The sequence below is a fragment of the Ruegeria sp. CRTD044 genome (assembly GCF_059613485.1).
Genome location: NZ_JBXWSP010000004.1, coordinates 739,757 through 764,860, shown reverse-complemented (window position 1 = coordinate 764,860; position 25,104 = coordinate 739,757). Strand labels below are relative to the sequence as shown.

Sequence of the window (25,104 nt, the reverse complement as noted above, 5' to 3'; positions counted from 1 at the left end):
TCAGAGGCCCGCGAACTGATTGGCCTGCTTGTCGGTCCACAGAACGGTGATCTCGAACCCGTCCTCGGTCTGTTTTTCATCGCGCACCACGTCCTGCCGGAACAGCCAGGCGCGTTTGTCGCCGTCGGCAAAGCCCAGCTTCAAAACCTCTTCCCGGCGCACACCCTGCAGGATCGTGGCGATCTCGGTCAGCAGCGGGTCGATCCCCTCGCCGGTCACGGCCGATATCGGGAACACCGCCGGATCGCGCTCGGCCCGGGCCTGCACGGCATCGCGGTCCTCATCGGACAGCAGATCGATCTTGTTCCAGACTTCAAGCTGAGGGCGGGTATTGTCCACACCCAGCGAGGCCATGATCGTGCGCACATCCTCAGCCTGCTCTTCGGTCTCGGCATGGCTGATGTCGCGCACATGCACGATCAGGTCGGCGGCCAGAACCTCCTCGAGCGTGGCGCGGAAGGCCGCGACCAGTTCGGTCGGCAGGTTCGAGATGAAACCCACCGTGTCTGACAGGATCACCTCGGGTCCGTCGGGCAGTTCGATCCGGCGCATGGTCGGGTCCAGCGTGGCAAACAGCATGTCCTTGGCCATGACTTCAGCCCCGGTCAGGCGATTGAACAGCGTGGATTTTCCCGCGTTTGTGTAGCCCACCAGCGCCACGATCGGATAGGGCACCTTGGCCCGCGCGGCCCGGTGGAGCGTCCGTGTCTTCACGACCTTCTGCAGCTGACGACGCAGCCGCACCAGTTGATCGTCGATCGCACGCCGGTCGGCCTCGATCTGGGTTTCCCCCGGTCCGCCGACAAAGCCCAGCCCACCGCGCTGACGTTCCAGGTGGGTCCAGGCTCGCACCAGCCGCGTCCGCTGATAGCTCAGCGCGGCCATCTCGACCTGCAGCACACCCTCGCGCGTGCGGGCGCGGTCCGAGAAGATTTCCAGAATCAGCCCCGTCCGGTCGAGGATCTTGACCTTCCACGCCTTTTCCAGGTTGCGCTGCTGAACCGGGGTGACCGGCCCGTCGATCAGAACCAGTTCGATCTCGTTTTCAGCAAAACGCGCGCCTAGCTCCTCGATCTTGCCGCTGCCGAACAGCAGGCCAGGCTGCGCCCGCGGCAAGCGCACGATTTCCGACCCGATCACATCCAGATCGGGCAAGGCGGCAGCCAGTGCCACCGCCTCTTCCAACGCCGGAACGGGGTCGCGGCGCTGGTCATCTGACTTGATATCGGGATGCAGCACCCAACCCCGGGTGCGCCTCCGGTCATGTTCCATCAAGAGGCGTCTTCGCCCTCATACAGGTTGATCGGCTGCGACGGCATGATGGTCGAGATCGCGTGCTTGTAGACAAGCTGCGACTGTCCGTCGCGGCGCAACAATACGCAGAAATTGTCGAACCAGGTGATGACACCCTGCAATTTCACACCGTTGATCAGGAAAATTGTAACGGGAACCTTTGCTTTCCGTACATTGTTCAGGAAGGCATCCTGAAGATTCTGTCTGTCCGAAGCCATATTTTGTTATCTCGCCGTTGTTCTTGCTTACGCGCTGCGGACCAACGCGCTCCCTCCGCGCGAGTATGGAGTGACGCGCAGAGATATTCCAGATGAAAAATCAGGCAGTAACGTGAAGGCTCGAATTGGCGGTTCAATCCCGCCACAGGGCCGGAGTGATCAACGCGATGATCGCCAGAGTCTCTAGCCGGCCGATCACCATGCCGGCGCACATGGTCAGCTTGGCTCCGGCCGACAGATCGATCAGACGGATCGGCAGATCGGTGGCCAGTTCGATCAACGGACCGGTCGTGCTCAGCACCGCGACGCTCAGCACCATGGCGCGTTCAAACCCAACCCCCTCGGCAGCGAGAACGACATCAAGCAACGCAAGCGTCAGCGCGAACATCATCAGAAAGACCCACGCGATAAAGGCACCCTGGCTTTGGATGCGGCGGTTGCCACCGCCCGCCCCGCTGACCGATGACGGGTGGATCAGCCTGTCCAGTTCACGCGCGCCATTCAGGTAAAGCGCATAGACCCGCAACAGCTTGACCCCGCCGGCGGTGGTGGCGACCCCGCCCCCGATAAGCGCAAGCCCCATCAACACTAGCCCCGGTGTTCCCAGACCGGACAACTGTTGCGCGTCGTTCCAATAAGCGCTTTCGAACCCGGCCGTCGTCAGGAACGACATTACCGTGAACAACATGCCCCAGATGACGTTCAGCGTTTGCAGGCCGGTCACTTGCCCGCCGATCTCGGCAACCCCGGCCAGCACTCGGAAAACCAACAGTGCCGCCACGCCGACGACGATCATCAGGCCGATCCGGAATTCCGGATCGTGGTCCAGCCGGGAATAGCCGGTTGTCGCGGTGTCCTTTGAGAACGTCAGGCGGGACAAGGCAAAGAACAGGAACAGAAACAGGATGGCCTCGCCGGTGATCCCGGCGGTGGACCCTTCCAACCCGCCCACTGGCGATATGCCGGACGTGGCCATCACCGACATAGCGTGGCAGATGGCCGTCAGGCCCTTTTCTCCGGCGATCACCAGCAAGACCCAGATTACCGCTGTGAGGCTGGCATAAACCGGGGTCAATGTCGCCGTCACACGGAGCAGTCGCCCCCGCGGGTCGACCTTTTCGCTCTGGGCTACGCCGGAAACCGGGCGGCCCGGCTGTCCGCGCGCGGTAATCTCGAACCCGCCCAACGACAGAGGCGCCAGGATCGCAGCCGCCGAGATCCACATCAGCAGCCCACCCATCCAGCCGACGAGTGCCCGCCACAGGTGAACCGGCGCCGACAGGCGCTCGGGGTCGGGAAACAGGTCCGCTCCGGTGGTGGTGATGGCGCTGACCATGTCAAAATAGGCGTTCAGAAAGGTCGTGTTCCCCAACGCGTCATGGACCGGAACGGCCAGAAACAGCGGCAATACCGTCAGCGAGCCCAGCAGGACCGCCAACTGCCCCAAGGTTCCGCGCCGCGGCTGCCGGCTGGCCGTCGCCAGGCCAACGATCGTGACCAGGAACAGCCCCACCAAACCCGAATAGAAGAACGACCGCGACGTGGGGTGGTCATCCAAGGCAAGGGCGTAGATTGCCGGGATCCACATGGCCAGGGACACAACCGCCGTGATCAACAGAAACAGCGGCAGCCGCCGAATAACACTGATTTTGGGTGCGCGGGCGACAGCCATCAGAAAAAGTCGATCGAAACCTGCATCAGGCGTTCGACCTCGGGTACATCATTGGCCATTGCGAAAATCGCAACCACGTCCTTTTCGTCAATCCGCAGACTGCCAGTGGGCCGCAGGACCTCGTCGCCCTTGCGAACCGCGCCGACCAGGACGCCTTCGGGAAAGTCGATGTCGCGCAGTTTCTGCCCCGCCATTGGCGAGGTCGACAGCACTTCGGCCTCGATCACTTCGGCCTCGGCATCGCCGATCGAATAGACCTGTCGTACCCGGCCATGCCGGATATGGCGAAGGATCGAACTGACGGTCGTGGCCCGCGGGTTGATATAGGCGTCAATCCCCAATGGCCCCATCAAGGCCACCATGCTGGGGTCGTTGATCAGCGCAATCGCCAGCGGACAACCTTCGGCCTTGGCCCGTACCGCAGCCAGCATGTTGGTCCGATCGTCATCGGTGACGGCGAGCATTGCGTCCGCGCGCTCGATCCCCGCTTCGCTCAACAGCGCGGAATCCAGACCGTCGCCGTTCAGAACGATCGTACGCTCCAGCGACTCGGCGGCCAGTTCCGCACAGCGCCGGTCACGTTCGATAACCTTTGCACGGATGCGTCCCTCGCGTTCTTCCAGCGTCCGGGCAACTTCGAGGCCGACGTTCCCGCCGCCCACGATAACCACGCGATCCTGCTTTTTCTGTGATTTACCAAAGACTTCCATCGTACGATCAACGTCTTGGACGCTGGTAAAGACATAGCATTCGTCACCGACGAACAATTGGTCCTCGGATTCCGGCGCGAAAAGTGTTCCGTCGCGGCGAATACCCACCACGATGGCGCTGAGCGTTGAAAACAGGTCTGTCAGTTGGCGCAAGGGCGTGTTGACGATCGGGCAATCCTCGGCGATCCGAATACCCAAAAGCTGCGCCTTGCCATCCATGAACAGTTCCGTGTCAAAAGCCGCAGGCGCCGACAGGCGGCGCATGGCTGCTGCGGCCACTTCACGTTCGGGGCTGATCACCACGTCGATCGGAAGATGGTCGCGGCGGTACAGGTCGCGATGGATCGCTTCGAGGTAGGATTTCGACCGCAACCGCGCGATCTTGCGCTGGATCGAGAACACCGAGTGCGCCATCTGGCAGGTGACCATGTTCACCTCGTCCGAATGGGTCGCGGCGATGATCATGTCGGCGTCACGGGCTCCGGCCCGCTCGAGCACGTCGGGATAGCTGGCGAAGCCGGCGATGCCCTGAACGTCCAGAGTCTCGGTCGCCCGGCGTACCAGGTCAGGGTTGTTGTCCACAACGGTGACGTCATTCAATTCGCCCGAAAGGTGCCGAGCAATCTGCCAGCCCACCTGGCCGGCGCCACAAATGATGACCTTCATGCCTTTGGCCTTTCTGCCTGAGCGTTTTGAATGACAGATGCCCACAGAGCGGTCAATCGAATTGTCATGACGGCCTGTGTGATGCAAGATAAGCGAATGAAAACAGTGCTTCGATTGCTTGTTCCCCTTGCCCTGCTGGCCGGATGCGGTCCGTTGTCGATGTATTATCGCGAAGGCGAAAGCGTCTCGCGGATGCAGGCCGAAACGACCGAATGCCAAGTGCAGGCACTGAAGGACGCGCCGGTTGCAAACCAGGTGCGCCAAAGCCCGCCCACCTATTGGCCGGGCCGCACCTATTGCGACGGGCGCGGGCGATGCTACCGCACCGGAGGTTGGTGGGAGCCGGGCCGCGTCTACACCGTGGATGTAAATCAGGGACTGCGAAACACGGTCGAAGCGCAGTGCATGGCTAAAAAGGGATACCGCCCCATCAGCCTGCCGCCCTGTAAACAATCGGTCAAATCGGGCGTTCCGCCGACCCGAACAACCGTCCTGCCGCCATTGGGCACGGCGTCTTGTTTCGTCAAATTCGACGACGGGTCATTCCAGATCATCACCCCGGGGTTGCCGGGCTAACCGACTGAACTCAACCCAGATCGCCGGGTGACGGTCGCCGGCGGAGTGACAGGAACAGATGTGCTGCGATGGCGGCTGCATAGAATACAAGTACGGCCACGAACATCGAGCCTTCTCCGGCACGCCAAAGGATTGCAAGCAGAACAGGTGTGCCCAGCAGGTTGCCCGCATTTCCCATCTGCGCCATCGCCCCATAGCTCAGCGCCTGATCTCGGGCTGAGCCATTCAGTTGCGGAACCGCCGCGAAACTGCCGCCCTGCACGAGGCCCAACACCGCAAACAGCGCAATGCCGACAACGGGCAGAGGCGCTCCGAAAAACAGCAGGGCCAAGGCAACCATCCCGGCCGCAAAACCAAGATTTACAACCGTGACTGCAGACAGGAACGTCAAGAGCACGGGCACCGCGACCCACGACAGCACGATACCTGCCAGCGGCATCAGACTGGCTACAAGAACCGACTGATCCTCGGGCATACGGCCGGGCAGGATCGCCAGCAACGACACGAAGGTCAGAGTGTAGAAGAACCATCCGATCGCCGGTGCTGCCATGCGGGGCGAGCGGTAGGTTTCAAGATGCGTCTGCAGGATGGATCCCAGCCCCCACCCCCGAAGTTTTGTCGCGATGGGCGGAACCTTTGGCGGAAACAGGGCGACCAGTCCTGCAATCAGCGCCATCAGGAAACCGTGGCCCATGAAGTAATCCGCCAATCCAAAACGCTGGATCATCGGCAGGCCGAACCAAGCGTTCAGCGCAAAAGCAACTCCAAAGAAAGAACTCCACAACACCATGGCGGCATTGCGCGCGGCTCCGCGTGTGATCTGCGCGATCAGCGTCGGAGCGGCAACCACGATCGCCAGATGCGAAACGCCCTCGATGATCCGGCTGCCCAGCATCACGTGAAAGCCGGGTATGGTGGACTGGAACACCGATACAACGCCGCCCAGCAGCAAACCGAACACCAGCAGGCGGACCGGTCCGAACTGCGCGGTAATGGCGCCTGACATGGCCCCCAGCACGGCGCCCATCAAACTGATGATCGACAACAACCAGCCGATCGCATCCCCATAGCCTGGATACAATGCACCGACCGCGTCAAAGGCGACGGCGATCTTGGCGAACTGCGTGGCCGCGCCCAGTCCGGCCAGCCACAACAGGATCACCTGCAGGAATATGCGAAAAGATTGAGTCACACCCGCGTTCTACCCTCGCCCCCAGGCAAGGTGAACGCATATATTATGCGGCGCGTACGCGCGTGCCGCTGACCAGGCGCACTGGGGTTCCATCGGCCAGATACAGCCGCTCCCATACGATTTGGCCTGCGCTGATGGTGATCTGGTCGTGCACAACCTGGGAAGTGATGAAAGCCTTGGGATTTGGCGCCTGCAGGTCCCACCAACCCTCGTCCGTCAACTCCATTTCGGCCTGGCGGATCTCGTCGGTGGCAAACTGCCACAGCGACACCCCCAACAACGAGTGCTGGCTGGCTGACCAATCCCGTGCGCGGCTGGGTGAATAGGCCAGACAAACATGGCTCGCCTCGTCCACCAGATGCAGACAGGCATGCGAACTGCCGACAAGCCGCTTCAGTGCTGCATCGTCGGCGCGGTGATCCGAAAGCGCCGCGAAAACCGCGGCCTGTTGTTCAGGGCTTGGGGTCTGGACCCCGTTTTCCCAGCGCGACACCGTGGCCTGATCGACCCGCATCACATGTGCGAGCGCCGCCTGCTTCATCCCGGTGGCCCGCCGAAGCCGTTTGAGACGACGACCAAAGGCGGGAAATCCCCGCTGGATCACCGATAGCGTCATGGCCGGGCACCTCCCGTTGTCCTGCCGGTTTGGCCGGCCCCTACTCCGCCGGTTCAGGCTCGTCCAGTTGCGCCACCCGCGCGCCTGACTTGTTCGACGTCACCACACCCAGCGACTTCAGCTTGCGGTGCAAGGCGCTGCGCTCCATTCCAACGAAACTGGCCGTGCGGCTGATATTGCCGCCAAAGCGATTGATCTGGGTCAGCAGATACTCACGCTCGAACGCTTCGCGCGCCTCGCGCAGTGGCAGCGTTGCCAGAGCGCCCGACAGCACGACCCGGCCGGAATCGTCGGCCTTTTCCTCTTCATTCGGCAATTCCCGCGCTTCGATCGGTCCGGTGCCATCACCAAGGATCAAAACCCGCTCGACCAGGTTCTTCAACTGGCGCACGTTGCCGGGCCAACTCATGGTCTGCAGCAGGGCCACGGCCTCTTCCGACAACTCGCGCACAGGGAGGCCCTGGGTTTCGTTGCACATCTCGATGAAATGCTTGGCCAGGACAGGAATATCCTCGCGCCGTTCTTCCAAAGACGGCACCGCGATCGGGACGACGTTGAGGCGGTGATACAGCTCTTCGCGGAACCGGTCCGCGGCAATCTCGGATTCAAGGTCGCGGTTGGTCGAAGAGATCACACGCAGATCGACACGGACGTTGTCCGAGCCACCCACCCGCTGAAACTGCTGATCGACGAGGACGCGCAGGATCTTGGACTGCGTGCCCAACGGCATGTCGGCAACCTCGTCGAAATAGACCACACCGCCATGGGCCTGTTCGAGCAGACCGGACTCAACGCCACGCTCGGCGGATTCACGGCCGAACAGCACTTCTTCCATGCGTTCGGGCTCGACCCCTGCGCAGTTGACCGTGACAAAGGGCGCGTTCGCCCGGTTCGAGTGCGCATGAATGTAGCGCGCGGCGATTTCCTTGCCCGATCCAGCAGGACCACGCAGCATCACCCGACCGTTGGATTTGGTCACCTTGTCCAACTGGCTCAGCATCGCGCGGAACGCAGCCGACTTGCCGATCATGTCGGAATTGCTGACTTCCTTGCGCTTGAGCGAGGCATTCTCGCGACGAAGGCGCGACGTTTCCATCGCGCGGCGGATCACCACCATCAACTGGTCGATATTGAAGGGCTTTTCGATGAAATCATATGCCCCCTGCTTGATCGCCGCGACGGCGATTTCGATATTTCCGTGCCCCGATATGATCACCACCGGAACATCCGGATTGTCGCGTTTGACCGCCTTCAGAATGTCGATCCCATCCATGCGGCTGTCCTTGAGCCAGATGTCCAGGATCAGCAGCCCGGGTGGTTCTGCGTTGATCGCGGCCATGCACTCGTCCGAGTTGCCGGCCAGCCGGGTGGAATATCCTTCGTCCTCCAGAATGTCGGACACCAGTTCGCGAATATCGCGCTCGTCATCTACGATCAGAATGTCACTCATCTTTGGCCTGCTTTCAGTGTTTTGGTTTTAATTGCCTGCTTTTGCGGCGCTGCGACCGGGGCCGTGTTGGCCTTCGGCAACCGGATCACGGCCATTGCGCCAAAATGGTCCTGTCCGTCGAACACGGGCGCATCCTCAAGGGTCAGCGAACCGCCGTGTTCTTCAATGATTTTCTTGACGATGGGCAGGCCCAGGCCAGTCCCTTCGTCGCGCGTGGTCACATATGGCTCGAACAGCCGCGCCCGGTCTTCGGGCAGCCCGATGCCGTTGTCCGCGATGGTAATCAGTGTTCCGTCGTCATCCGTGGACAGGCGCACCTTTATCTGCGGGCCGAGGTTGTCGGGCGCACCCTTCTTTTTCAGGGTTTCGATGGCTTCGCCGGCGTTCTTGATCAGATTTGTGAGCGCCTGGTTCAACATCGTCGCGTCCACATCGGCCAATACTGGCTGGTCCGGGATCTCCGCGTCGATCTGAACGTCTGGCTGACCGGCCTGCTGCAGCAGAACCGCCTCGCGCACCAGGCCCGCGATGTCTTCCTCGTGCCGGTCGGGCTCGGGCATGCGGGCAAACTTCGAGAATTCGTCCACGATCCGGCGCAGATCGTTGGTCTGGCGAACGATCACGTCGGTCATGGATTCAAGGCTGGCGCTGTCCTCTTCATCCAGTTTCCGCGCGAACTTCCGCCGGATGCGTTCGGCGCTCAGCTGAATGGGGGTCAGCGGGTTCTTGATCTCATGCGCGATGCGGCGGGCCACATCACCCCAGGCCGCCATACGCTGGGCGCTGACCAGATCGGTCACGTCGTCAAAGGCGACCACGTAACCTTCCAGCCTGCCGTCCTCGCCGCGTCGGGTTGCCATCCGGACCAGCAAGTTTTCCAACTGCCCCTTACGGGTGACCTTGATTTCGTCCTGAATTGCTTCCTGGTTGCCTTCTTTCAGCGCTTCGAACAAAGGCAGGAACTCGGGTACTGCAATGCCGATTGCCAGTTGTTGCTCATGGCCTTTCCAGTCCAGCAACCGCTCGGCCGAGCGGTTGACGAATGTCACCTGACCATCCGGATCCACCCCGACAACGCCAGAAGTCACCGAGCTGAGCACCGAGTCGAACAGCCGGCGGCGACTTTCGATCTGGCGGGTGTTTTCCAGCAGCGTACCCCGCTGCGCCTTCAATTGCCGGGTCATCTGGTTGAAGTACCGCCCCAGCATGGCGATTTCGTCGTCGCTGGCCTCCTCAATGACCTGCACGTCCAGATCACCGGCCCCGACCCGCTGCGCGGCGGTGGTCAGACGACCAACCGGGCGCGAGAGCCGCTCGGCGAACCACATACCCAGCGAAACGGCCGCCAAGATGAGGATTACCGCGAACCCCAGATACAGCAGCCCGAACTCGAACAGTACCCTGCCCCGTTCGTTTTCCAACTGTTGATAGAACTGCGCGGTTTCCTTGGTGTCGTCCAAAAGGGTCAACAACTGGCCATCTACGGCGCGGCTGACATACAGGTATCGGTCCAGATAGGCGCGCAGCGGCACCAGAGCGCGAAATTCGTTGTTGGGCCAGTCCGCGATGATCAACAGACCCTCGTCTCGGGCCTGCTCCAACTGCTCGGGTTTCGGCGGTTCGTAGTTGAACAAATAAGATCTGTCTCCGCGGGCCCGGATTTCACCACTGCCGTCAATCACGTAGGCTTCGCGCAGTCCGCGCTGAATCTGTGCCTGCCCCTGGGCCAGCACCTCGCGCAGCTCGGCGTCCGAGATGTAGAAGTCCAGCTTGCGTGCATTGTCAAGAAACCGCGCAAGAACCGTGGCATCCTGCGTCAGACCCTGTTCGTGCTCTTGTTCATAGGCCTCGGCGGCCGTCAGCGAAGATCCGACCACCTGCCTGACCCTGTCCGAGAACCATCCCTCAAGCCCAATATTCACGGTCAGACCGGCAAAAATCGCAACCGTCACCGTGGGCACCAGCGCCAACAGCGTGAACGCACCGATCAGCCTCAGGTGTAGGCGAGAGCCCGCCGATTTGGCTCGGCGCGCCGCAATAAGATTGCCCAACTGCCCCAGAACCAGGGCCGCCACGACCAGAATGTAGACAAGGTCAGCCAGCAGAATCAGCCGAAGCGTGGGGGCATTCGCACCCAGGTCAAACGGCCCGATTACAAGGTAGGTCGCAAGTGTCAGGACCGGCCCCAACACAACCAGCCCCAAGGTGCCGAAATTGCGCAGTTTCCGGGACTTACGCCACCGATTCAGGGATAATGCCGGCCGTTTCTGTGCCCGGGATACCACCGTCTGCCCTCATCCTGATGTGCCGCTTTCGCGGCGTACCGCCATATGTCGTGGTCTTTTCCGGGACTGTGCCCGGATGCCACGGTTTGTGTGGCGAGATTACATCAGTTTGCGTCGACGTGTCACCTGAATATCGAGATCAGTGATTTTTTTGCGCAGCGTATTCCGGTTGATCCCCAGCAAATCGGCACATTTTGCCTGATTTCCTCCGGTCGCATCCAGAGCGATTTCGATCAACGGTGCCTCAACCTCGCGCAGAATGCGCTGGTACAGCCCCGGTGGCGGCAGCATGTTTCCATGAAGGTCGAAGTAACGCCGCAGATGCCGCGCAACCGACGACGACAGCTTCTCTCGTTCGCTCCCGCTCAGCAGTGGTTCGGCCTCGGGCTGACTGCCCAAGACGGTCTCGACCTCGGACTTGGTGATTTCGTCGGATCGGCTGGTCAGGCTCAGCCGGCGGATCGCGTTTTCCAGTTGCCGCACGTTGCCAGGCCACGAATACCGGCGCACAAGTTCGATCGCGTCAGGGCCCAACCGCCGCTTTGTGCCGTTTTCGCGTTCTTCACGGGCCAGAAAATGCTCGGCCAGCAACAGGATGTCGTCGACCCGCTCGCGCAGGGCTGGCACGTGGATGGTGGCACCGCAGAGGCGGTAGTAAAGGTCCTGCCGCACCCGCCCGCTTTCCATCGCCTCGGTCAGGTCCGACTGGCTGGTCGCCATGAAGCGCGGAACGTGGTCGCCGGGCGTATCCATCATCCGCACGATCCGGGCCTGGATTTCATCGTCCAGGTCTGCAATCTCGTCGATCAGCAAGGTACCGCCGCGCACTCGGGCCATGACCCGGGCCGGACCCTCCAGGTCGCGCAGGTCCGCTGAAGTAGCCGTGACAAAGGGCAGTGTCCGCCGGTCTGAGAAATCGTGAATTGCCCGCGCAATCAGAGACTTGCCCGTTCCACTTTCACCGGAAATCATGACCGAGAGATCGGTGTTCATGACCCGGGCAACCAACCTGTACAGGGCTTGCATCACCGGGGTCCGGCCGACCAATGGCAGCTCGTCAGGGCGGTCTTGGGATGTGTCCGCGGGTTCGATCTGAACCCGTTGCTTGCGGTCCAGAGCGCGGGCAGTACGCTTCATAAGATCCGGCAGGTCGAACGGCTTGGGCAGATAATCATAGGCATCCGCCTCGGCCGCCTGGATCGCCGTCATGATCGTGTTCTGGGCCGAGATCACGATCACCGGCAGGCCCGGCCGGTCCTGCGCGATCTTGGGCAGCATTTCCAGCCCGTTGCCATCGGGCATGACCACATCCGAGATCACCACGTCGCCCTTGCCCTCGCCGACCCAACGCATCAGCGTCGTCAGGGACGAGGTCGCATGCACCTTGCAGCCCGCCCGCGTCAGGGCCTGGGTCAGAACCGTCCGGATCGTTCTGTCATCATCTGCAACCAGTACCGTGCCATCCATCTGGTGTTCTCCTTTATTATTCTTTGCCCTGCCCTGCCTCGCGCGGCGCGCGGCGCAGCGACAGCCGGAAGACTGTCCGCCCCGGCACCGACTCGGCCGTGATCCAACCGTCGTGGTCGGACACGATCTTGCTGACCAACGCCAGGCCAAGGCCGGTGCCGTTCTCCTTGCCGGATACGAACGGGTCGAAAATGTCGCCGCGGATGTCCTCGGGCAGGCCCGGGCCATCGTCGATGATCTCGATCTGCAGCGGCAGCGAGTGGCCCGAACCATCACTGCGCCGCAGACGGAAGGAATGTTCGAAATAGGTGTGCAGGCGGATCGTTCCGCCCTCGGGGCCGGCGGCCTCGGACGCGTTCTTGAGCAGATTCAAGACCACCTGTAACAGCTGATCCGGGTCACCATAGGCCAGTGGCAGCGACGGGTCGTAATCCTCGATGATGGTCATGTCCGCGCCAAAGCCCAGCAGCGCCGAGCGGCGCGCGCGGTCCAAAACATCGTGGATGTTGACCGGCTTGAACTCGGGCCGCGAGAGGTTTCCGAACTGCTCGACCTGCTCGAGCAGCTTCACGATCCGGCGACTTTCGGCCACGATAAGATCTGTAAGCTCAAGGTCTTGCGGGCCGATATTCATGCTCAGCAACTGCGCGGCACCGGTGATCCCGGCCAGCGGGTTCTTGATTTCATGGGCCAGCATCTCGGCCATGCCGATCGCCGACTGCGCCGCCGATTTGACCGTGTTGCCGCGGGTCATGCGGCTGGCCAGTTCGCGCGGCGAGACGATCATGATCATCGACCCTGGATGCCCCAGCAGGGGCGCTATCTGCAGCGCGCATTGCAGCGGCGCGCGATTGCCCGAGCCCACGTCCACGTCATTAACGAACAGCGGCGTTCCCTGCTCGCGGGCGCGCGTGAACGCCTCTTCCAACGGCGCGTCCACGGCGATCTGGTCCCAGACCGGATGCCCGACCACCGATTTGCGTGAGGCGTTCAGGAACCCCTCACCCGAGGAATTGACGTCGGCGATGCGATCCTCGGGGTCGATGATGAAAGCCGGAACCGGCAGCGATGCCCAGATGACCTGATCCGAAATCATGCCGCCACCTCGGCATTTTCCGTCAACGCGTCGCCGATCAGCCGCAGAACCTCGACCGGATCGCGCGAGGTCAGGACAGCGCGGCGCAGCGACACAGGCGTTCTGGCCTCGTCTAGGTACCAGCCCAGATGCTTGCGCGCGACACGCAGCCCCAGATCGGTGCCATAGAACCCCAGCATCGCTTCATAATGCGCCCGCACCATGTCGGCCAGATCGTCGCCCTCGGGAACCTCTGGCGCCGGCGTCCCCCACAACTCGTGCGCGATCTGCGCCAGCAGCCAAGGTTTGCCCTGCGCGCCACGGCCCACCATGACGCCATCCGCGCCCGACTGTTCCAGCGCTGCCTGCGCACGCCCAAGGCTGGTGATGTCGCCATTGGCCACGACCGGAATGCTGACGGCATCCTTGACCGCGCGGATCGCGGCCCAATCGGCCTCGCCCTTGTAGAACTGACAGCGCGTGCGCCCGTGGATCGTCACCATCTGAACACCGGCCTCCTGCGCCCGCCGCGCCACGTCCGGCGCGTTCAGCAGCGTGTCGTCCCACCCCAGCCGGGTCTTGAGCGTCACCGGAACGTCCACCGCGCCCACGACCGCCTCGATCAGGGTGAGGGCATGGTCGGGTGTCTTCAGCAGGGCCGAGCCGGAATAGCCGTTCGTCACCTTCTTGGCCGGGCAGCCCATGTTGATGTCGATCACCCGCGCGCCCCGGTCGGCGACCTGCCGCGCGGCCTCGGCCATCCAATAGGCGTCGCGCCCAGCCAGCTGTACGGCGGTGTTTTCCACATCCGCTGACAGTTCGGCCCGTTCGCGCACGCCGGGCTTGGCCTGCACCATTTCCTGGCTGGCAACCATCTCGCTGACCACCATCCCGGCGCCGAACCGCATGACGAGGTCGCGAAACGGCCGGTCGGTGATTCCGGCCATCGGCGCCAGCAGAACCGGCGGGGTCAAAGTTTTCTCGGCAATTCGCAGCGTCAACGTGCCTAATCCTTGAGCAATTGCGGTTTTCATATCGAATCCGGGGCATATGAACAACAAATCCGCGACCAACAAGCCCGCAAAATCATCATGTGCCTAATTTTTAATCGACTTACCGCGAGTGATTGCCTCTGCTTTCACCGCCGCCTAAACACGGAAGCCAAACGAAGGTCGGAAATTCAGACATGACAACCGCCGCAATCATCGTCGCCGCCGGGCGCGGCCTGCGCGCCGGAGGGGGCCAGCCCAAGCAGTGGCGCCCCTTGGCTGGGCGGCGCGTGGCTGACTGGACGATCGAACGGATCAAGGCGCAGGTGCCACTGGTCGTGCTGGTCCTGTCCCCCGATGACCCCGAGGCTTGGGCGGAATTCGCCGACAGCGGCCTGATTCTTGCGCCCGGCGGCGCAGACCGGGCCGAATCCGTGCGCAACGGGCTGCAGGCGCTGGCCGATCGCGGCGTCAGCAAGGTTCTGATCCATGACGTAGCTCGGCCCTGTGTCAGCGCGCGGGTCATTGGTGACGTGCTGGCGGCCCTCGACACCCACGCCGCCGCGGCGCCGGGGCTGCCGGTCACCGATGCGCTGTGGACCGGGGCCGACAGCCAAGTGACCGGCACCCGAGATCGCGCGGGCCTATTTGCCGCGCAGACGCCGCAGGGGTTCCGCTATGACGCGATCGTGTCCGCGCATGCGGCGCATCCCGGCGGGGCCGCCGATGATGTCGAGGTTGCCCGCGCCGCCGGGATCGACGTGGCCATCGTTCCGGGCGACGCGGACAATCTGAAAATCACACGGCCCGAGGATTTTGCCCGGGCCGAACGCATATTGAGGTCAGACATGGATGTAAGGCTGGGCAACGGATATGATGTGCACCGGTTCGGGCCGGGCGATCACGTGATCCTGTGCGGCGTCGAGGTCCCGCATGAGCGGGGGCTGCAGGGCCATTCCGACGCGGATGTGGGCATGCACGCCGTCACCGACGCGATCTATGGCGCGCTGGCGCAGGGCGATATCGGCCAGCACTTCCCCCCTTCCGACCCGCAATGGAAAGGCGCCGCCAGCGAGATCTTTCTGCACCATGCGGTGGATCTGGCCGCGCGCATGGGCTTTCGCATCTCGAACGTCGACTGCACGCTGGTCTGCGAATACCCCAAGATCGGCCCGCACGCTGCGGCGATGCGGCAGAAAATGAGCGAAATCATGGGGCTGGACGCCGACCGCGTGTCGATCAAGGCCACCACGTCCGAGCGTCTGGGCTTTACCGGGCGCAAGGAAGGCATCGGCGCTATCGCGACCGCCTGTCTGGTGAAACCATGACCCTGGCGCGCCTGATCGGAACCGTGGGCGGGGTCGGTTACCTGCGCCCTGCCCCCGGCACCTGGGGCTCGCTGGCCGCACTGCCTTTGGCCTTGGCGCTGCACCTGCTGGGTGGCTTCCCGCTGCTGGCCGTCGCAACCGTCGCCGTCTTTGTGGCCGGCACCTGGGCCACAGGTGTCATGACCGCCGGGCAGGACGATCACGACCCTTCGGAGATCGTCGTCGACGAGGTCGCGGGCCAGTTCATCGCCATCTGGGCCGTGTCCTATCCAGCCTGGGCGCATGACATCGCGATCACCGCCCTGTGGCCGGGCTGGATCGCCGCGTTTTTGCTGTTCCGCTTGTTCGACATCACCAAACCCGGCCCCGTCGGCTGGGCCGACCGGCGCGGCGACCCCTTGGGCGTGATGCTGGACGACGTGATCGCGGGCGCGTTCGCGGCCGTGGGCGTTCTGATCCTGGCCGGGATCGCACATGGAGTACTGGGCCTATGACCATCGCCGAACTGCTCGACCGCGCCAAGGCGCTGAACGTCATGATCGCCACCGCCGAAAGCTGCACGGGCGGCATGGTTGCCGCCGCGATGACTGACATTCCCGGCAGTTCCGCCGTAGTTGACCGAGGCTTCGTCACCTATTCCAACGCCGCCAAGCAGGACATGCTGGGCGTGCGTGCCGAGACCCTGGCGGCCCATGGGGCCGTCTCTGAAGAGGTCGCCCGCGAAATGGCCGAGGGTGCGCTGGCGCATTCTCAGGCGCAGCTTGCGGTCTCGATCACCGGCATCGCGGGGCCCGGCGGGTCCGAGTTCAAGCCCGAGGGCCGGGTCTGTTTCGGCCTCGCCGTCACAGACCGCCCCACCCTGACCGAAACCGTCGAGTTCGGCGCCGCAGGCCGCGCCAATGTCCGACGCGCGGCGCGGGATCATGCGCTTAAGCTGCTGGAAAACGGGCTTTCCGAACTCGCCTAATTTTTCGGCATCTGCCCGGATACGGCGCACTTTTAGTCACCACTTGGAGAAAGGACGCCAAAACAGGCACCTTTTTCACACCATGCCTCTTTTTTCCTCGGCCGCCGTTCGGTTGAACCCACGGCACGTCACTCACACCGCGCCCCTTGGCGCAGCTACAGGAAAGAGGAGAACGGCCCAATGAACGGAGCCGATACCGCCTGGATCATCGTCGCGACGGCGCTGGTCTTGTTCATGACCTTGCCGGGCCTCGCCCTGTTTTATGGCGGGCTGGTGCGCGCCCGCAACGTGCTGAGCGTTTTCATGCACTGTTTCGCGATCGCCTGCTTGATGAGCATCCTGTGGCTGGTCGCCGGGTATTCGATCGCCTTCGGTGACGGCGGTTCGGGCCTGTGGGGCGGGCTGGGCAAGGCGTTTCTGAACGGCGTCGATGCCGACAGCCTGTCAGGCACCCTGCCCGAGGTGCTGTTCTTTGCCTTCCAGATGACCTTTGCCATCATCACCCCGGCTCTGATCGTCGGCGCCTATGTGGAGCGCGTGGGCTTTGGCTTCGTGCTGGTCTTCTCGGGCCTTTGGATGCTGCTGTGCTATGCGCCGGTGGTTCATTGGATCTGGGGCGGCGGCATCCTGACCGATGGCGGCATTCTGGGCGAGGTTGGCGTGCGCGATTTCGCCGGTGGCATCGTGGTGCACGAAACCGCAGGTCTGGCCGCTCTGATCATCGCGTGGGTCCTGGGGCCGCGCAGGAACCGCACCACCCCGCCGCACAACCCCGGATACGTCATGATCGGGGCCGCGATGCTGTGGGTCGGCTGGTTCGGCTTCAACGGCGGCTCGCAGCTGGCCGCGGATGGCGGCGCGGCCATGGCGCTGACGGTCACCCATATCTCGGCCGCCACCGCATCGCTCAGCTGGGCGCTGTGGGAGCGGATCAAATACGGAAAGGCCTCGCTGGTCGGTCTGGTCACCGGAACCATCGCGGGTCTGGCCTCGATCACGCCGGCCTCGGGCTATGTCGATCCGGTTCAGGCGCTGATCATCGGCGCGGTCGCCGGGGTGCTGTGCCAAGAGGCGGTGAACGTGGTCCGCAATGTGCTGAACATCGACGATACGCTGGACGTGTTCGCCGTGCACGGTGTGGGCGGCATTTTCGGCACCATCATGATCGCCGTCTTCGGCCTAGGCGCCTGGACCGCGCAGTTGGGCGGGCTGGTGATCGTGGGTGTCTTTACGTCAGTTGTCACATTTGTGCTGATCAAGGTGGTTGCGCTTGTCACCCCGCTTCGCGTAGACGCCGAGACCGAGACGAACGGGCTCGACCTGTCGGTCCACGGCGAACGGGCCTATGACATGAGCAGCTAAGCCCACCTTGGCTGTCTCGACTGCCCATCCGGGCATCAAGCGGACCTCTTGCGAGGTCCGCTTTTCTTTTGGGCCAACCCCTCTCGACATCGGGCCGGTCGGCAGGCTATCAGCCCGCAACGTCATTTCAGCACCGAGGTCCCGCCATGATCCCCAGTTCCTTTCCCGACAGCACGGAAATCGCCCGCCTGACCGCGCGGATGCTGCTGGAGATCAAGGCGGTGCATTTCAACGCGCGCGAGCCGTTCACGCTGGCCAGCGGTCTACCCAGCCCCACCTATATCGACTGCCGCAAGCTGATCTCGTACCCGCGCATCCGGTCGACCCTGATGGATTTCCTGACGGTCACCGTCATGCGGAATGCCGGGTTCGAGGCCTTCGACAACATCGCCGGCGGTGAAACCGCGGGCATTCCCTTTGCCGCAATGGTAGCCGAGCGCATGGCCCTGCCGATGACCTATGTGCGCAAGAAGCCCAAGGGCTATGGCCGCAACGCCCGGATCGAAGGGGCCATGACCGAGGGCCAGCGCGTGCTGCTGGTCGAGGACCTGACCACCGATGGCGGCTCGAAACTGTCCTTTGTGGACGCGATCCGCGAAACGGGCGCCACCTGTGGGCATACGGCGGTGATCTTCTACTATGGCATCTTCCCCGAAACCGAGAAGACGCTCGGCGATCATGGCGTGCAGTTGCACCACCTGTGCACCTGGTGGGACGTTCTGGCCGAGGCCAAGGCGCAGGGCACGTTTGACGCAGAAACGCTGGACGGGGTCGAAGCCTTCCTGAACGACCCGCGCGCCTGGCAGGAGGCCAACAAGAGCTGACTATCTGGCCATTGTTGACGGTCGGGAAACACTGGCCGTCAGCCTTTCTGCCTATCCACAAGATGTTGACGAATGACCGGCCCCTGCGGCAAGATGCAGGAGCGGAAGATATGCACAGCATATCCCCAGAAAACATACAATTTGCCCCGACTCACGGGGCCGAGATATGACCTTTGTCCCATGGGGACAGCGAGAGCAGCAATGAACGAGATCAGCAGTATCGAGCAGGCAGCGGCGCAGATTCAGAACGCCGCGACCATGCCGCATTCCATCGAGGCCGAACAGCAGCTTCTGGGTGCGATCCTGACCAACAACGACCTGTATGACCGGGTCGCGTCGATCATCGGGCCCGAGCATTTCTATGACCCGGTCCATGCCCGTATCTATGAGGTCGCCGCCGCGCGCATCGCCAAGAACGCGCTGGCATCGCCGGTGACTCTGAAATCCTTCATGGCCGAGGACGAGGGTTTGAAGGAACTCGGCGGCCCGGCCTATCTGGTCAAGCTGGCCGGGGCCTCGATCAGCGCCTTCGCCGTGCATGACTATGCCCAGATGATCTATGATCTGGCGATCCGGCGCGAATTGATCCGGCTTGGCCGCGACATCTCGGACAAGGCCGCGCGGGTCGAAGTGGCCAGCGAACCCAAGGAACAGATCGTCGAGGCCGAACAGAAGCTCTACAAGCTGTCCGAACAGGGCCAGACCGAACAGGGGTTCAAATCCTTCCTCAAGGCTGTGACCGAGGCGGTGAATGTCACCAACGAGGCCTATCAGCGCGGCGGCGGCATGGCCGGGATTTCGACCGGGCTGGTCGACCTGGACAAACAGCTGGGCGGGTTGCACCCGTCGGACCTGATCATCCTTGCCGGGCGTCCGTCGATGGGTAAGACCTCGCTGGCGACCAACATCGCGTTCAACGTGGCCAAAGCCTATAAGCGGGGTCAGCGCGCCGATGGCACCGAGGGTGCGGTGGACGGCGGCGTCGTCGGTTTCTTCTCGCTGGAAATGAGCGCTGAGCAGCTGGCCGGACGGGTTCTGGCCGAGGCGTCCGAGATCTCCAGCCACAAGATCCGCCAAGGCGACATGACCGAGGACGAGTTCCGCCGTTTCGTCGATGCGGCCAAGGCGCTGGAAGCCTGTCCGCTTTACATCGACGACACGCCGGCCCTGCCGATCTCTCAGTTGGCGGCCCGGGCGCGGCGGCTCAAGCGGACGCATGGGCTGGACCTGCTGGTCATCGACTATCTGCAGCTGTGCCGTGGCATGTCCGACAACCGCGTGAACGAGATCGCCGAGATCTCGATGGGCATGAAGGCTATCGCGAAAGAGCTGAATATTCCCGTAATCGCCCTGTCGCAGTTGTCCCGTCAGGTCGAGAACCGCGACGACAAGCGTCCGCAGCTGTCCGACCTACGCGAATCCGGCTCGATCGAGCAGGACGCCGACGTGGTGATGTTCGTGTTCCGCGAAGAATACTACAAAGAGCGCGAAAAGCCCGGCGATCACGAGTTGGAGAAGATGGAAGAGTGGAAGCAGGCGATGGAGCGTCTGCACGGCAAGGCCGAGGTCATCGTCGGCAAGCAGCGCCACGGCCCCATCGGCACGGTCGAGCTGTCCTTCGAGGCGCAGTTCACCCGCTTTGGCAACCTTGTAAAACCCTGGCAACAGGGTGGCCAGATCGAGGGTTACTAAGCCCATCGGGCCCGAATCCATGTGCCGCGGCCCAATGCGCCGGATGAACGATCTGGATCAGCCAACGGGTTTGGCCCGGATAGGCGGACAATGCTGGCGCGCTGTCTTACCCGCGTTCAAGCCCGTCCGGACCTGCGCATCCCGGCTACAAGCCGCCCATGGCAAGGACTTTACGCGCGTTTGCAGCGCATTCCCCCTTGACCTCGTGCGGCGCAATGTCATGAACGGGTCATGAGTACCGCACGTTTGACGATCAACCTTCATGCGCTGGCCAGTAACTGGCGGGCGCTGGACGCAAAAACCGATGTCGAGACCGGCGCCGTGGTCAAAGCCGACGCCTATGGTCTGGGCGCCGGACCTGTTGCCAACACGCTGGCCGAAGAAGGCGTCCGCAAGTTCTTCGTCGCCGTTGCCGAGGAGGGTGCCGCCGTCCGTCAAGCGATTGGCCCCGGCCCGCTGATCTGCGTCTTTTCAGGCCATATGGAGGGCGACGCCGACCTGTTGCGCGATCACGACCTTGTGCCGCTGATCAACTCGCCCGAGCAATTCCAACGCCACCTGCAGGCGCTGCCGGTCCATCCGTTCGGGATACAGTTGGACAGTGGCATGAACCGCCTCGGGCTGGAGCCTTCCGACTGGGCCGCCCTGCGGAGCCGGGCCGAGGCGCTGAACCCTGTCGTGGTCATGTCGCACCTGGCCTGTTCGGACGAACCGGACCATCCCATGAACCGGCAACAGCTGAAAACCTTCCGCGAGATGACCGATGGCGTGTCGGCTCCGCGTTCGTTGGCGGCCACCGGTGGCCTGCTGCTGGGGCCCGAATTCCACTTTGATTTCTGTCGCCCCGGCATCGGCCTGTATGGCGGCTTGCCTTTTGCGGGCGCCAAACCTGTGGTCACCGTCGATCTGCCGGTGATACAGGTGCGAGACCTGGCAGTCGGAGAAACCGTCGGCTACGGCAACACGTGGAAGGCCCGACGCCCCTCGCGTATCGCAACCGTGGCAGCGGGCTATGCCGATGGGCTGCACCGTGCCATCGGTGGCGGTATCGACACGTTTGCCGGCGACCTGCCCTGCCCCGTCGTCGGACGCATCTCGATGGATCTGATCACCGTCGACGTGACAGACCTGCCGCACACACCCGAACGTCTGCGCATTCTGAACGGCCATCAGACGGTGGACGACCTGGCCGAGGCCGCGGGCACCATCGGGTACGAGATCCTGACCTCACTCGGCAACCGCTATTCGCGGGGTTATGTCGAATGAATCCACTCGCATGGCTTGGCGAACTGGGCCGCGCGGTCCTGAACCTGCTGGCGGCGTTCGGCCGCGTGGCGCTGTTTGCGTTGGATGCTCTGTCACACATCTTTCGACCGCCGTTCTACCCGCGTGAGCTGGGCATGGCCCTGCTGAACATCGGCTGGCTGTCGCTGCCGGTCGTAGGCCTGACGACCATTTTCACCGGCGGCGCGCTGGCGCTGCAGATCTACGCCGGCGGCGCGCGTTTCAACGCCGAGGCCGTGGTGCCCCAGATCGTGGCGATCGGCATGGTCCGCGAATTGGGCCCTGTCATGGTCGGCCTGATGATTGCCGCGCGCGTCACCTCGTCGATCGCCGCCGAGATCGCCACAATGAAGGTGACCGAGCAGATCGACGCCCTGGTCACCCTGTCGACCCACCCGATGAAATACCTGGCGGCCCCGCGCGTTCTGGCCGCATTGATCACCGTGCCTGTTCTGGTTGCCGTGGGCGACATTATCGGCACCGCAGGCGGCTATGCGGTGGCGACGCAGAACCTCGGTTTCAACCCGGCAGCCTATCTGAAAAACACGGTCGATTTCCTCGAACCGCTCGACATCCTGTCCTCGCTGGTCAAAGGGGCGGCGTTCGGGATGATCGCGGCGATCATGGGCTGCTATTTCGGCATGCATTCGGGACGCGGCGCGCAAGGCGTGGGCCGCGCAACCAAGGGCTCGGTCGAGGCCGCCGCTGTGCTGATACTTGCCGCCAACTTCGTTCTCACGGGGGTGTTCTTCTCGCTATGATCCGGATGGAGAACGTACACAAGGCCTTCGGCGACAACCAAGTGCTCAGGGGCATGAACCTCGAGATTGCCAAAGGCACGTCCATGGTGATCATCGGTGGTTCGGGCACCGGAAAATCCGTGGCGCTGAAATGCATCCTTGGTCTGATCAAACCCGACAGCGGCAAGATTTTCGTCGATGGGCAGGACGCCCAGACCGGTGACCGAGACGCCTTTCTAGCCAGGTTCGGTATGCTGTTCCAAGGGGCGGCCCTGTTTGACTCGCTGCCTGTCTGGCAGAACGTGGCCTTCCGCCTGCTGCGCGGCTCACTGAAACGACCGACGGACGAGGCACGTGAAATCGCGATCGAGAAACTGCGCCGCGTGGGCCTGCGCGCCAAGGTGGCAGATCTCTACCCGTCCGAACTGTCGGGCGGGATGCAGAAACGCGTGGGTCTGGCCCGCGCCATCGCCGCCGAGCCCGAGATCATCTTTTTCGACGAACCCACCACCGGCCTGGACCCGATTATGTCGGGCGTCATCAACGACCTGATCCGCGAGATCGTGACCGAAATGGGCGCCACCGCGATGACCATCACCCACGACATGAGCTCGGTCCGTGCGATTGCCGACAATGTGGCGATGCTGCATGACGGGGTGATCCAGTGGACCGGCCCGGTCAGCCAGATGGATTCCTCGGGTGATCCTTTCGTCGAGCAGTTCATCAGTGGGAGTGCGGAAGGGCCGATTGAGGCGGTGCGGTAGGTCTATTCTACATCCATCCACAGTTTCGCTTTTTCTGAAACATCACCGGGCAACACCTCAGCCCGGCGTGTTTCCAAGTTCAGCAAAACACATTTAAACACAGCGATGAAAGCCGTTTCACCGTCCGCTACTTTTCTAAGCGTGTGGCGGAAAGTCATGGATTTCTTTCCAATTTCCAGAATTTCGCTCTCCATTTGGATCGCTTCGCCTGAACCAAGTTCCTGCCGGAAGTCGCTGTTGATATTCACCACTGCGAAGGAAAGCCGCCTACCGCTCCGCATATCGTCTGCCGTCAAGCCCATTTCGGCCTGCATGGCGAAAACGGAATCTGAACATGCTGCAAAATACCTGGATACATTCATGTGCCCAAGGAAATCGCAATCGGAAGGATCAACCACCGACTTGAACGCCAAATAGGCGGGCATAGAAATTATCTCCTTGCCGAATGACTTTACATGACTTCACTTGTACACGTTATCACATCATTCAGTCGAAGAAAGCGTCGTCCATAAACCCTACGATTTAAGCATAATGACCCTCCGCCTCGCCACCCTCTCGCTGCTGATCCTCTACCCCATCGCGTGGTTCGCCCCGTTGATGCGCGCGGGCCTGCTGCCGATCTTCGGCCTCAGCGAGATCAGCGTCATCACCGGGCTCCAGTCCTTGTGGAAATCCGACATCTTCCTCGCGCTGGTCGTCACCGTCTTTGCCCTGTTTGCGCCGTACATCAAAACCATCGGAACCGCGCTGGTCCAATGGGACCTGCTGGACCCGCGTGTCCAACCCGCGCTTAACATCATGGGCAAGCTGGCCATGGCCGATATCTTCCTCATCGCGCTCTACATCACTTTGGCAAAGGGCATCTCATACGCAACGATCGAAACAGCGTGGGGCCTGTACCTGTTCACCGGCTGCATCCTTGCCTCGATCGCGCTGGGATACGTTACCGAAGTGAAACTTGGTTCACGAAACCTCCGGACCTGATTGATTGAAAACGCATTTCTGGCTATGATGGCCAGTATTCGAGCAGCCAAGTCATTTTTGTTTCAGGGTCCGACGCGGACCGTCTTGCACGTTTGATGGATACTCCGCCCGGGCCCGGTTTTGCCGGTTTCAAAAGGAGTAGGACTGCCATGGCCGCCCTCCATTCGATTTCAATTCATTTCCAGAACGTATTCCTGCGACTGACTTTTTTCCTGATCTGTGCCGCTGCCCTTTTTGCCGTATCCGCCACCATGCTTGCCGCCGTGAATGTCTGGCCTTGGCTGACGATGCAGGCTGGATTGGGCGGGCAGGACATCCCGAACGCAGGCATTTACATCCAGATCGGTCTGACCGCTCTGGTTCTGATGCTCGCCTTCTACCTGCCCTCCAGCGCGCGCATGATGGCGTTGGAAAACGCACATCGGAAGTTCTCGCTGCAAATGCAGGACGTGGTCGATGCCTACCAGATCGCCCATGCGGCCGACCGCAGCGGCGTGTTCGCGCTGGCCTCGGAGTTTGACGCGGTCAAGGAGCGCATGGCCTTCCTGCGCGATCACCCCGACTTGCAATCGCTGGAGCCCGAGATCCTTGAACTGGCCGCGCAGATGAGCCAGGTCAGCCACGAACTGGCCGAAACCTACGGCGCGGCCAAAGTTGCCCGAGCGCGGGCGTTCCTGCAACAGCGGCAGGAAGAGGTCGAACTGTTCCAGCAACGGATCGAAGACGCCCAGACCATACAGCATGAATTGCGCCAGTGGACCCGCGACATCGAGATCGAGGAGTCCATCGCCAAGGCGCAATTGGCCCGCCTGCGCGAGGAATTGTTCGAGCTTTTGCCCGAGCTGTCAGCCCAGTTGCAGACACCTCCGGACGACAGCGACCCGACCGCGTCGAGCGTCATCGCCATGCCCCCTCCCCGCGCCGCCGAATAGCCACTCACTCACCAGATG

24 protein-coding genes are annotated in these 25,104 nt (G+C 62.4%); 12 read left to right on the top strand and 12 right to left on the bottom strand.

Features of this window, described 5'->3' with window-relative positions:
• The 4 genes from hflX to trkA all read right to left on the bottom strand — a co-directional run bounded on the left by hflX (position 1) and on the right by trkA (position 4,559).
• Positions 1-1,272, bottom strand: a complete 1,272-nt coding sequence (gene hflX / locus AC2FNL_RS06780; RefSeq protein ID WP_496832905.1) for a GTPase HflX — start codon at positions 1,270-1,272, stop codon at positions 1-3.
• Positions 1,272-1,511: an RNA chaperone Hfq gene (gene hfq / locus AC2FNL_RS06775; protein WP_005982826.1), complete on the bottom strand. Its 240-nt coding sequence runs from the start codon at positions 1,509-1,511 to the stop codon at positions 1,272-1,274. The genes hflX and hfq overlap by 1 nt, the downstream gene beginning before the upstream one ends.
• Positions 1,512-1,644: 133 nt before the next feature.
• Positions 1,645-3,183: a TrkH family potassium uptake protein gene (locus AC2FNL_RS06770; protein WP_496832904.1), complete on the bottom strand. Its 1,539-nt coding sequence runs from the start codon at positions 3,181-3,183 to the stop codon at positions 1,645-1,647.
• Positions 3,183-4,559 carry a Trk system potassium transporter TrkA gene (gene trkA, locus AC2FNL_RS06765; protein ID WP_093962234.1) on the bottom strand — a complete coding sequence of 459 codons (1,377 nt, stop codon included), beginning with the start codon at positions 4,557-4,559 and terminating at the stop codon, positions 3,183-3,185. Before trkA ends, AC2FNL_RS06770 begins: the two co-directional genes overlap by 1 nt.
• A gap of 96 nt (positions 4,560-4,655) precedes the next feature.
• On the opposite strand from trkA, the gene AC2FNL_RS06760 reads away from it, so the two are divergent.
• Positions 4,656-5,135: a hypothetical protein gene (locus tag AC2FNL_RS06760; protein WP_093962235.1), complete on the top strand. Its 480-nt coding sequence runs from the start codon at positions 4,656-4,658 to the stop codon at positions 5,133-5,135.
• Positions 5,136-5,145: 10 nt separating this feature from the next.
• Here AC2FNL_RS06760 and AC2FNL_RS06755 read toward each other — a convergent pair whose 3' ends face one another.
• The 7 genes from AC2FNL_RS06755 to dusB all read right to left on the bottom strand — a co-directional run bounded on the left by AC2FNL_RS06755 (position 5,146) and on the right by dusB (position 14,254).
• On the bottom strand, positions 5,146-6,327 hold the full coding sequence (locus tag AC2FNL_RS06755; protein ID WP_496832903.1) for an MFS transporter: 1,182 nt from the start codon (positions 6,325-6,327) through the stop codon (positions 5,146-5,148).
• Between the two features lie 43 nt (positions 6,328-6,370).
• Positions 6,371-6,943: a helix-turn-helix transcriptional regulator gene (locus AC2FNL_RS06750; protein ID WP_496832902.1), complete on the bottom strand. Its 573-nt coding sequence runs from the start codon at positions 6,941-6,943 to the stop codon at positions 6,371-6,373.
• A gap of 40 nt (positions 6,944-6,983) precedes the next feature.
• Positions 6,984-8,393: a nitrogen assimilation response regulator NtrX gene (ntrX, locus tag AC2FNL_RS06745; protein WP_093962238.1), complete on the bottom strand. Its 1,410-nt coding sequence runs from the start codon at positions 8,391-8,393 to the stop codon at positions 6,984-6,986.
• Positions 8,390-10,678, bottom strand: coding sequence for a sensor histidine kinase NtrY-like (locus AC2FNL_RS06740; protein WP_496832901.1), 2,289 nt, complete (start codon positions 10,676-10,678; stop codon positions 8,390-8,392). Before AC2FNL_RS06740 ends, ntrX begins: the two co-directional genes overlap by 4 nt.
• A 99-nt stretch (positions 10,679-10,777) precedes the next feature.
• A complete protein-coding gene (locus tag AC2FNL_RS06735) occupies positions 10,778-12,145 on the bottom strand; it encodes a response regulator (protein WP_496832900.1) in 1,368 nt (455 codons plus the stop codon).
• A gap of 16 nt (positions 12,146-12,161) precedes the next feature.
• Complete coding sequence (locus tag AC2FNL_RS06730) at positions 12,162-13,241, bottom strand: two-component system sensor histidine kinase NtrB (protein ID WP_170595314.1); 1,080 nt, start codon at positions 13,239-13,241, stop codon at positions 12,162-12,164.
• Positions 13,238-14,254: a tRNA dihydrouridine synthase DusB gene (gene dusB, locus AC2FNL_RS06725; protein WP_496832899.1), complete on the bottom strand. Its 1,017-nt coding sequence runs from the start codon at positions 14,252-14,254 to the stop codon at positions 13,238-13,240. Before dusB ends, AC2FNL_RS06730 begins: the two co-directional genes overlap by 4 nt.
• A gap of 152 nt (positions 14,255-14,406) precedes the next feature.
• On the opposite strand from dusB, the gene AC2FNL_RS06720 reads away from it, so the two are divergent.
• The 9 genes from AC2FNL_RS06720 (at position 14,407) to AC2FNL_RS06680 (ending at position 23,170) form a co-directional block, all read left to right on the top strand.
• Positions 14,407-15,537 carry a bifunctional 2-C-methyl-D-erythritol 4-phosphate cytidylyltransferase/2-C-methyl-D-erythritol 2,4-cyclodiphosphate synthase gene (locus tag AC2FNL_RS06720; RefSeq protein ID WP_496832898.1) on the top strand — a complete coding sequence of 377 codons (1,131 nt, stop codon included), beginning with the start codon at positions 14,407-14,409 and terminating at the stop codon, positions 15,535-15,537.
• On the top strand, positions 15,534-16,031 hold the full coding sequence (locus AC2FNL_RS06715; protein WP_496832897.1) for a phosphatidylglycerophosphatase A family protein: 498 nt from the start codon (positions 15,534-15,536) through the stop codon (positions 16,029-16,031). The genes AC2FNL_RS06720 and AC2FNL_RS06715 overlap by 4 nt, the downstream gene beginning before the upstream one ends.
• A complete protein-coding gene (locus tag AC2FNL_RS06710; protein WP_496832896.1) occupies positions 16,028-16,504 on the top strand; it encodes a CinA family protein in 477 nt (158 codons plus the stop codon). Before AC2FNL_RS06715 ends, AC2FNL_RS06710 begins: the two co-directional genes overlap by 4 nt.
• A gap of 180 nt (positions 16,505-16,684) precedes the next feature.
• Entirely contained in the window at positions 16,685-17,866 is a 1,182-nt protein-coding gene (locus AC2FNL_RS06705) for an ammonium transporter (RefSeq protein WP_496832895.1), read from the top strand.
• A 146-nt stretch (positions 17,867-18,012) separates the two neighbouring features.
• Positions 18,013-18,690 (top strand): orotate phosphoribosyltransferase, encoded by a 678-nt coding sequence (locus AC2FNL_RS06700; protein WP_093962247.1) that lies wholly within the window; start codon positions 18,013-18,015, stop codon positions 18,688-18,690.
• 201 nt (positions 18,691-18,891) lie between these two features.
• Positions 18,892-20,382 (top strand): replicative DNA helicase, encoded by a 1,491-nt coding sequence (locus AC2FNL_RS06695; RefSeq protein ID WP_170402726.1) that lies wholly within the window; start codon positions 18,892-18,894, stop codon positions 20,380-20,382.
• Between the two features lie 231 nt (positions 20,383-20,613).
• Positions 20,614-21,648 carry an alanine racemase gene (gene alr / locus AC2FNL_RS06690; protein WP_093962249.1) on the top strand — a complete coding sequence of 345 codons (1,035 nt, stop codon included), beginning with the start codon at positions 20,614-20,616 and terminating at the stop codon, positions 21,646-21,648.
• On the top strand, positions 21,645-22,427 hold the full coding sequence (locus AC2FNL_RS06685; RefSeq protein ID WP_496832894.1) for an MlaE family ABC transporter permease: 783 nt from the start codon (positions 21,645-21,647) through the stop codon (positions 22,425-22,427). Before alr ends, AC2FNL_RS06685 begins: the two co-directional genes overlap by 4 nt.
• On the top strand, positions 22,424-23,170 hold the full coding sequence (locus AC2FNL_RS06680; protein ID WP_496832893.1) for an ABC transporter ATP-binding protein: 747 nt from the start codon (positions 22,424-22,426) through the stop codon (positions 23,168-23,170). The genes AC2FNL_RS06685 and AC2FNL_RS06680 overlap by 4 nt, the downstream gene beginning before the upstream one ends.
• A gap of 2 nt (positions 23,171-23,172) precedes the next feature.
• On the opposite strand, the gene AC2FNL_RS06675 is transcribed toward AC2FNL_RS06680, so the two are convergent.
• Positions 23,173-23,595, bottom strand: a complete 423-nt coding sequence (locus tag AC2FNL_RS06675; RefSeq protein WP_170338348.1) for an acyl-CoA thioesterase — start codon at positions 23,593-23,595, stop codon at positions 23,173-23,175.
• A 106-nt stretch (positions 23,596-23,701) separates the two neighbouring features.
• Here AC2FNL_RS06675 and AC2FNL_RS06670 point away from each other — a divergent pair, with 106 nt between their 5' ends.
• The gene (locus AC2FNL_RS06670) at positions 23,702-24,154 is read left to right on the top strand and encodes a paraquat-inducible protein A (protein WP_170338849.1); all 453 of its coding nucleotides are present in this window, start codon (positions 23,702-23,704) and stop codon (positions 24,152-24,154) included.
• Positions 24,155-24,303: 149 nt separating this feature from the next.
• Positions 24,304-25,086 (top strand): DNA repair protein, encoded by a 783-nt coding sequence (locus tag AC2FNL_RS06665; protein ID WP_496832892.1) that lies wholly within the window; start codon positions 24,304-24,306, stop codon positions 25,084-25,086.
• Positions 25,087-25,104 lie beyond the last annotated feature (18 nt).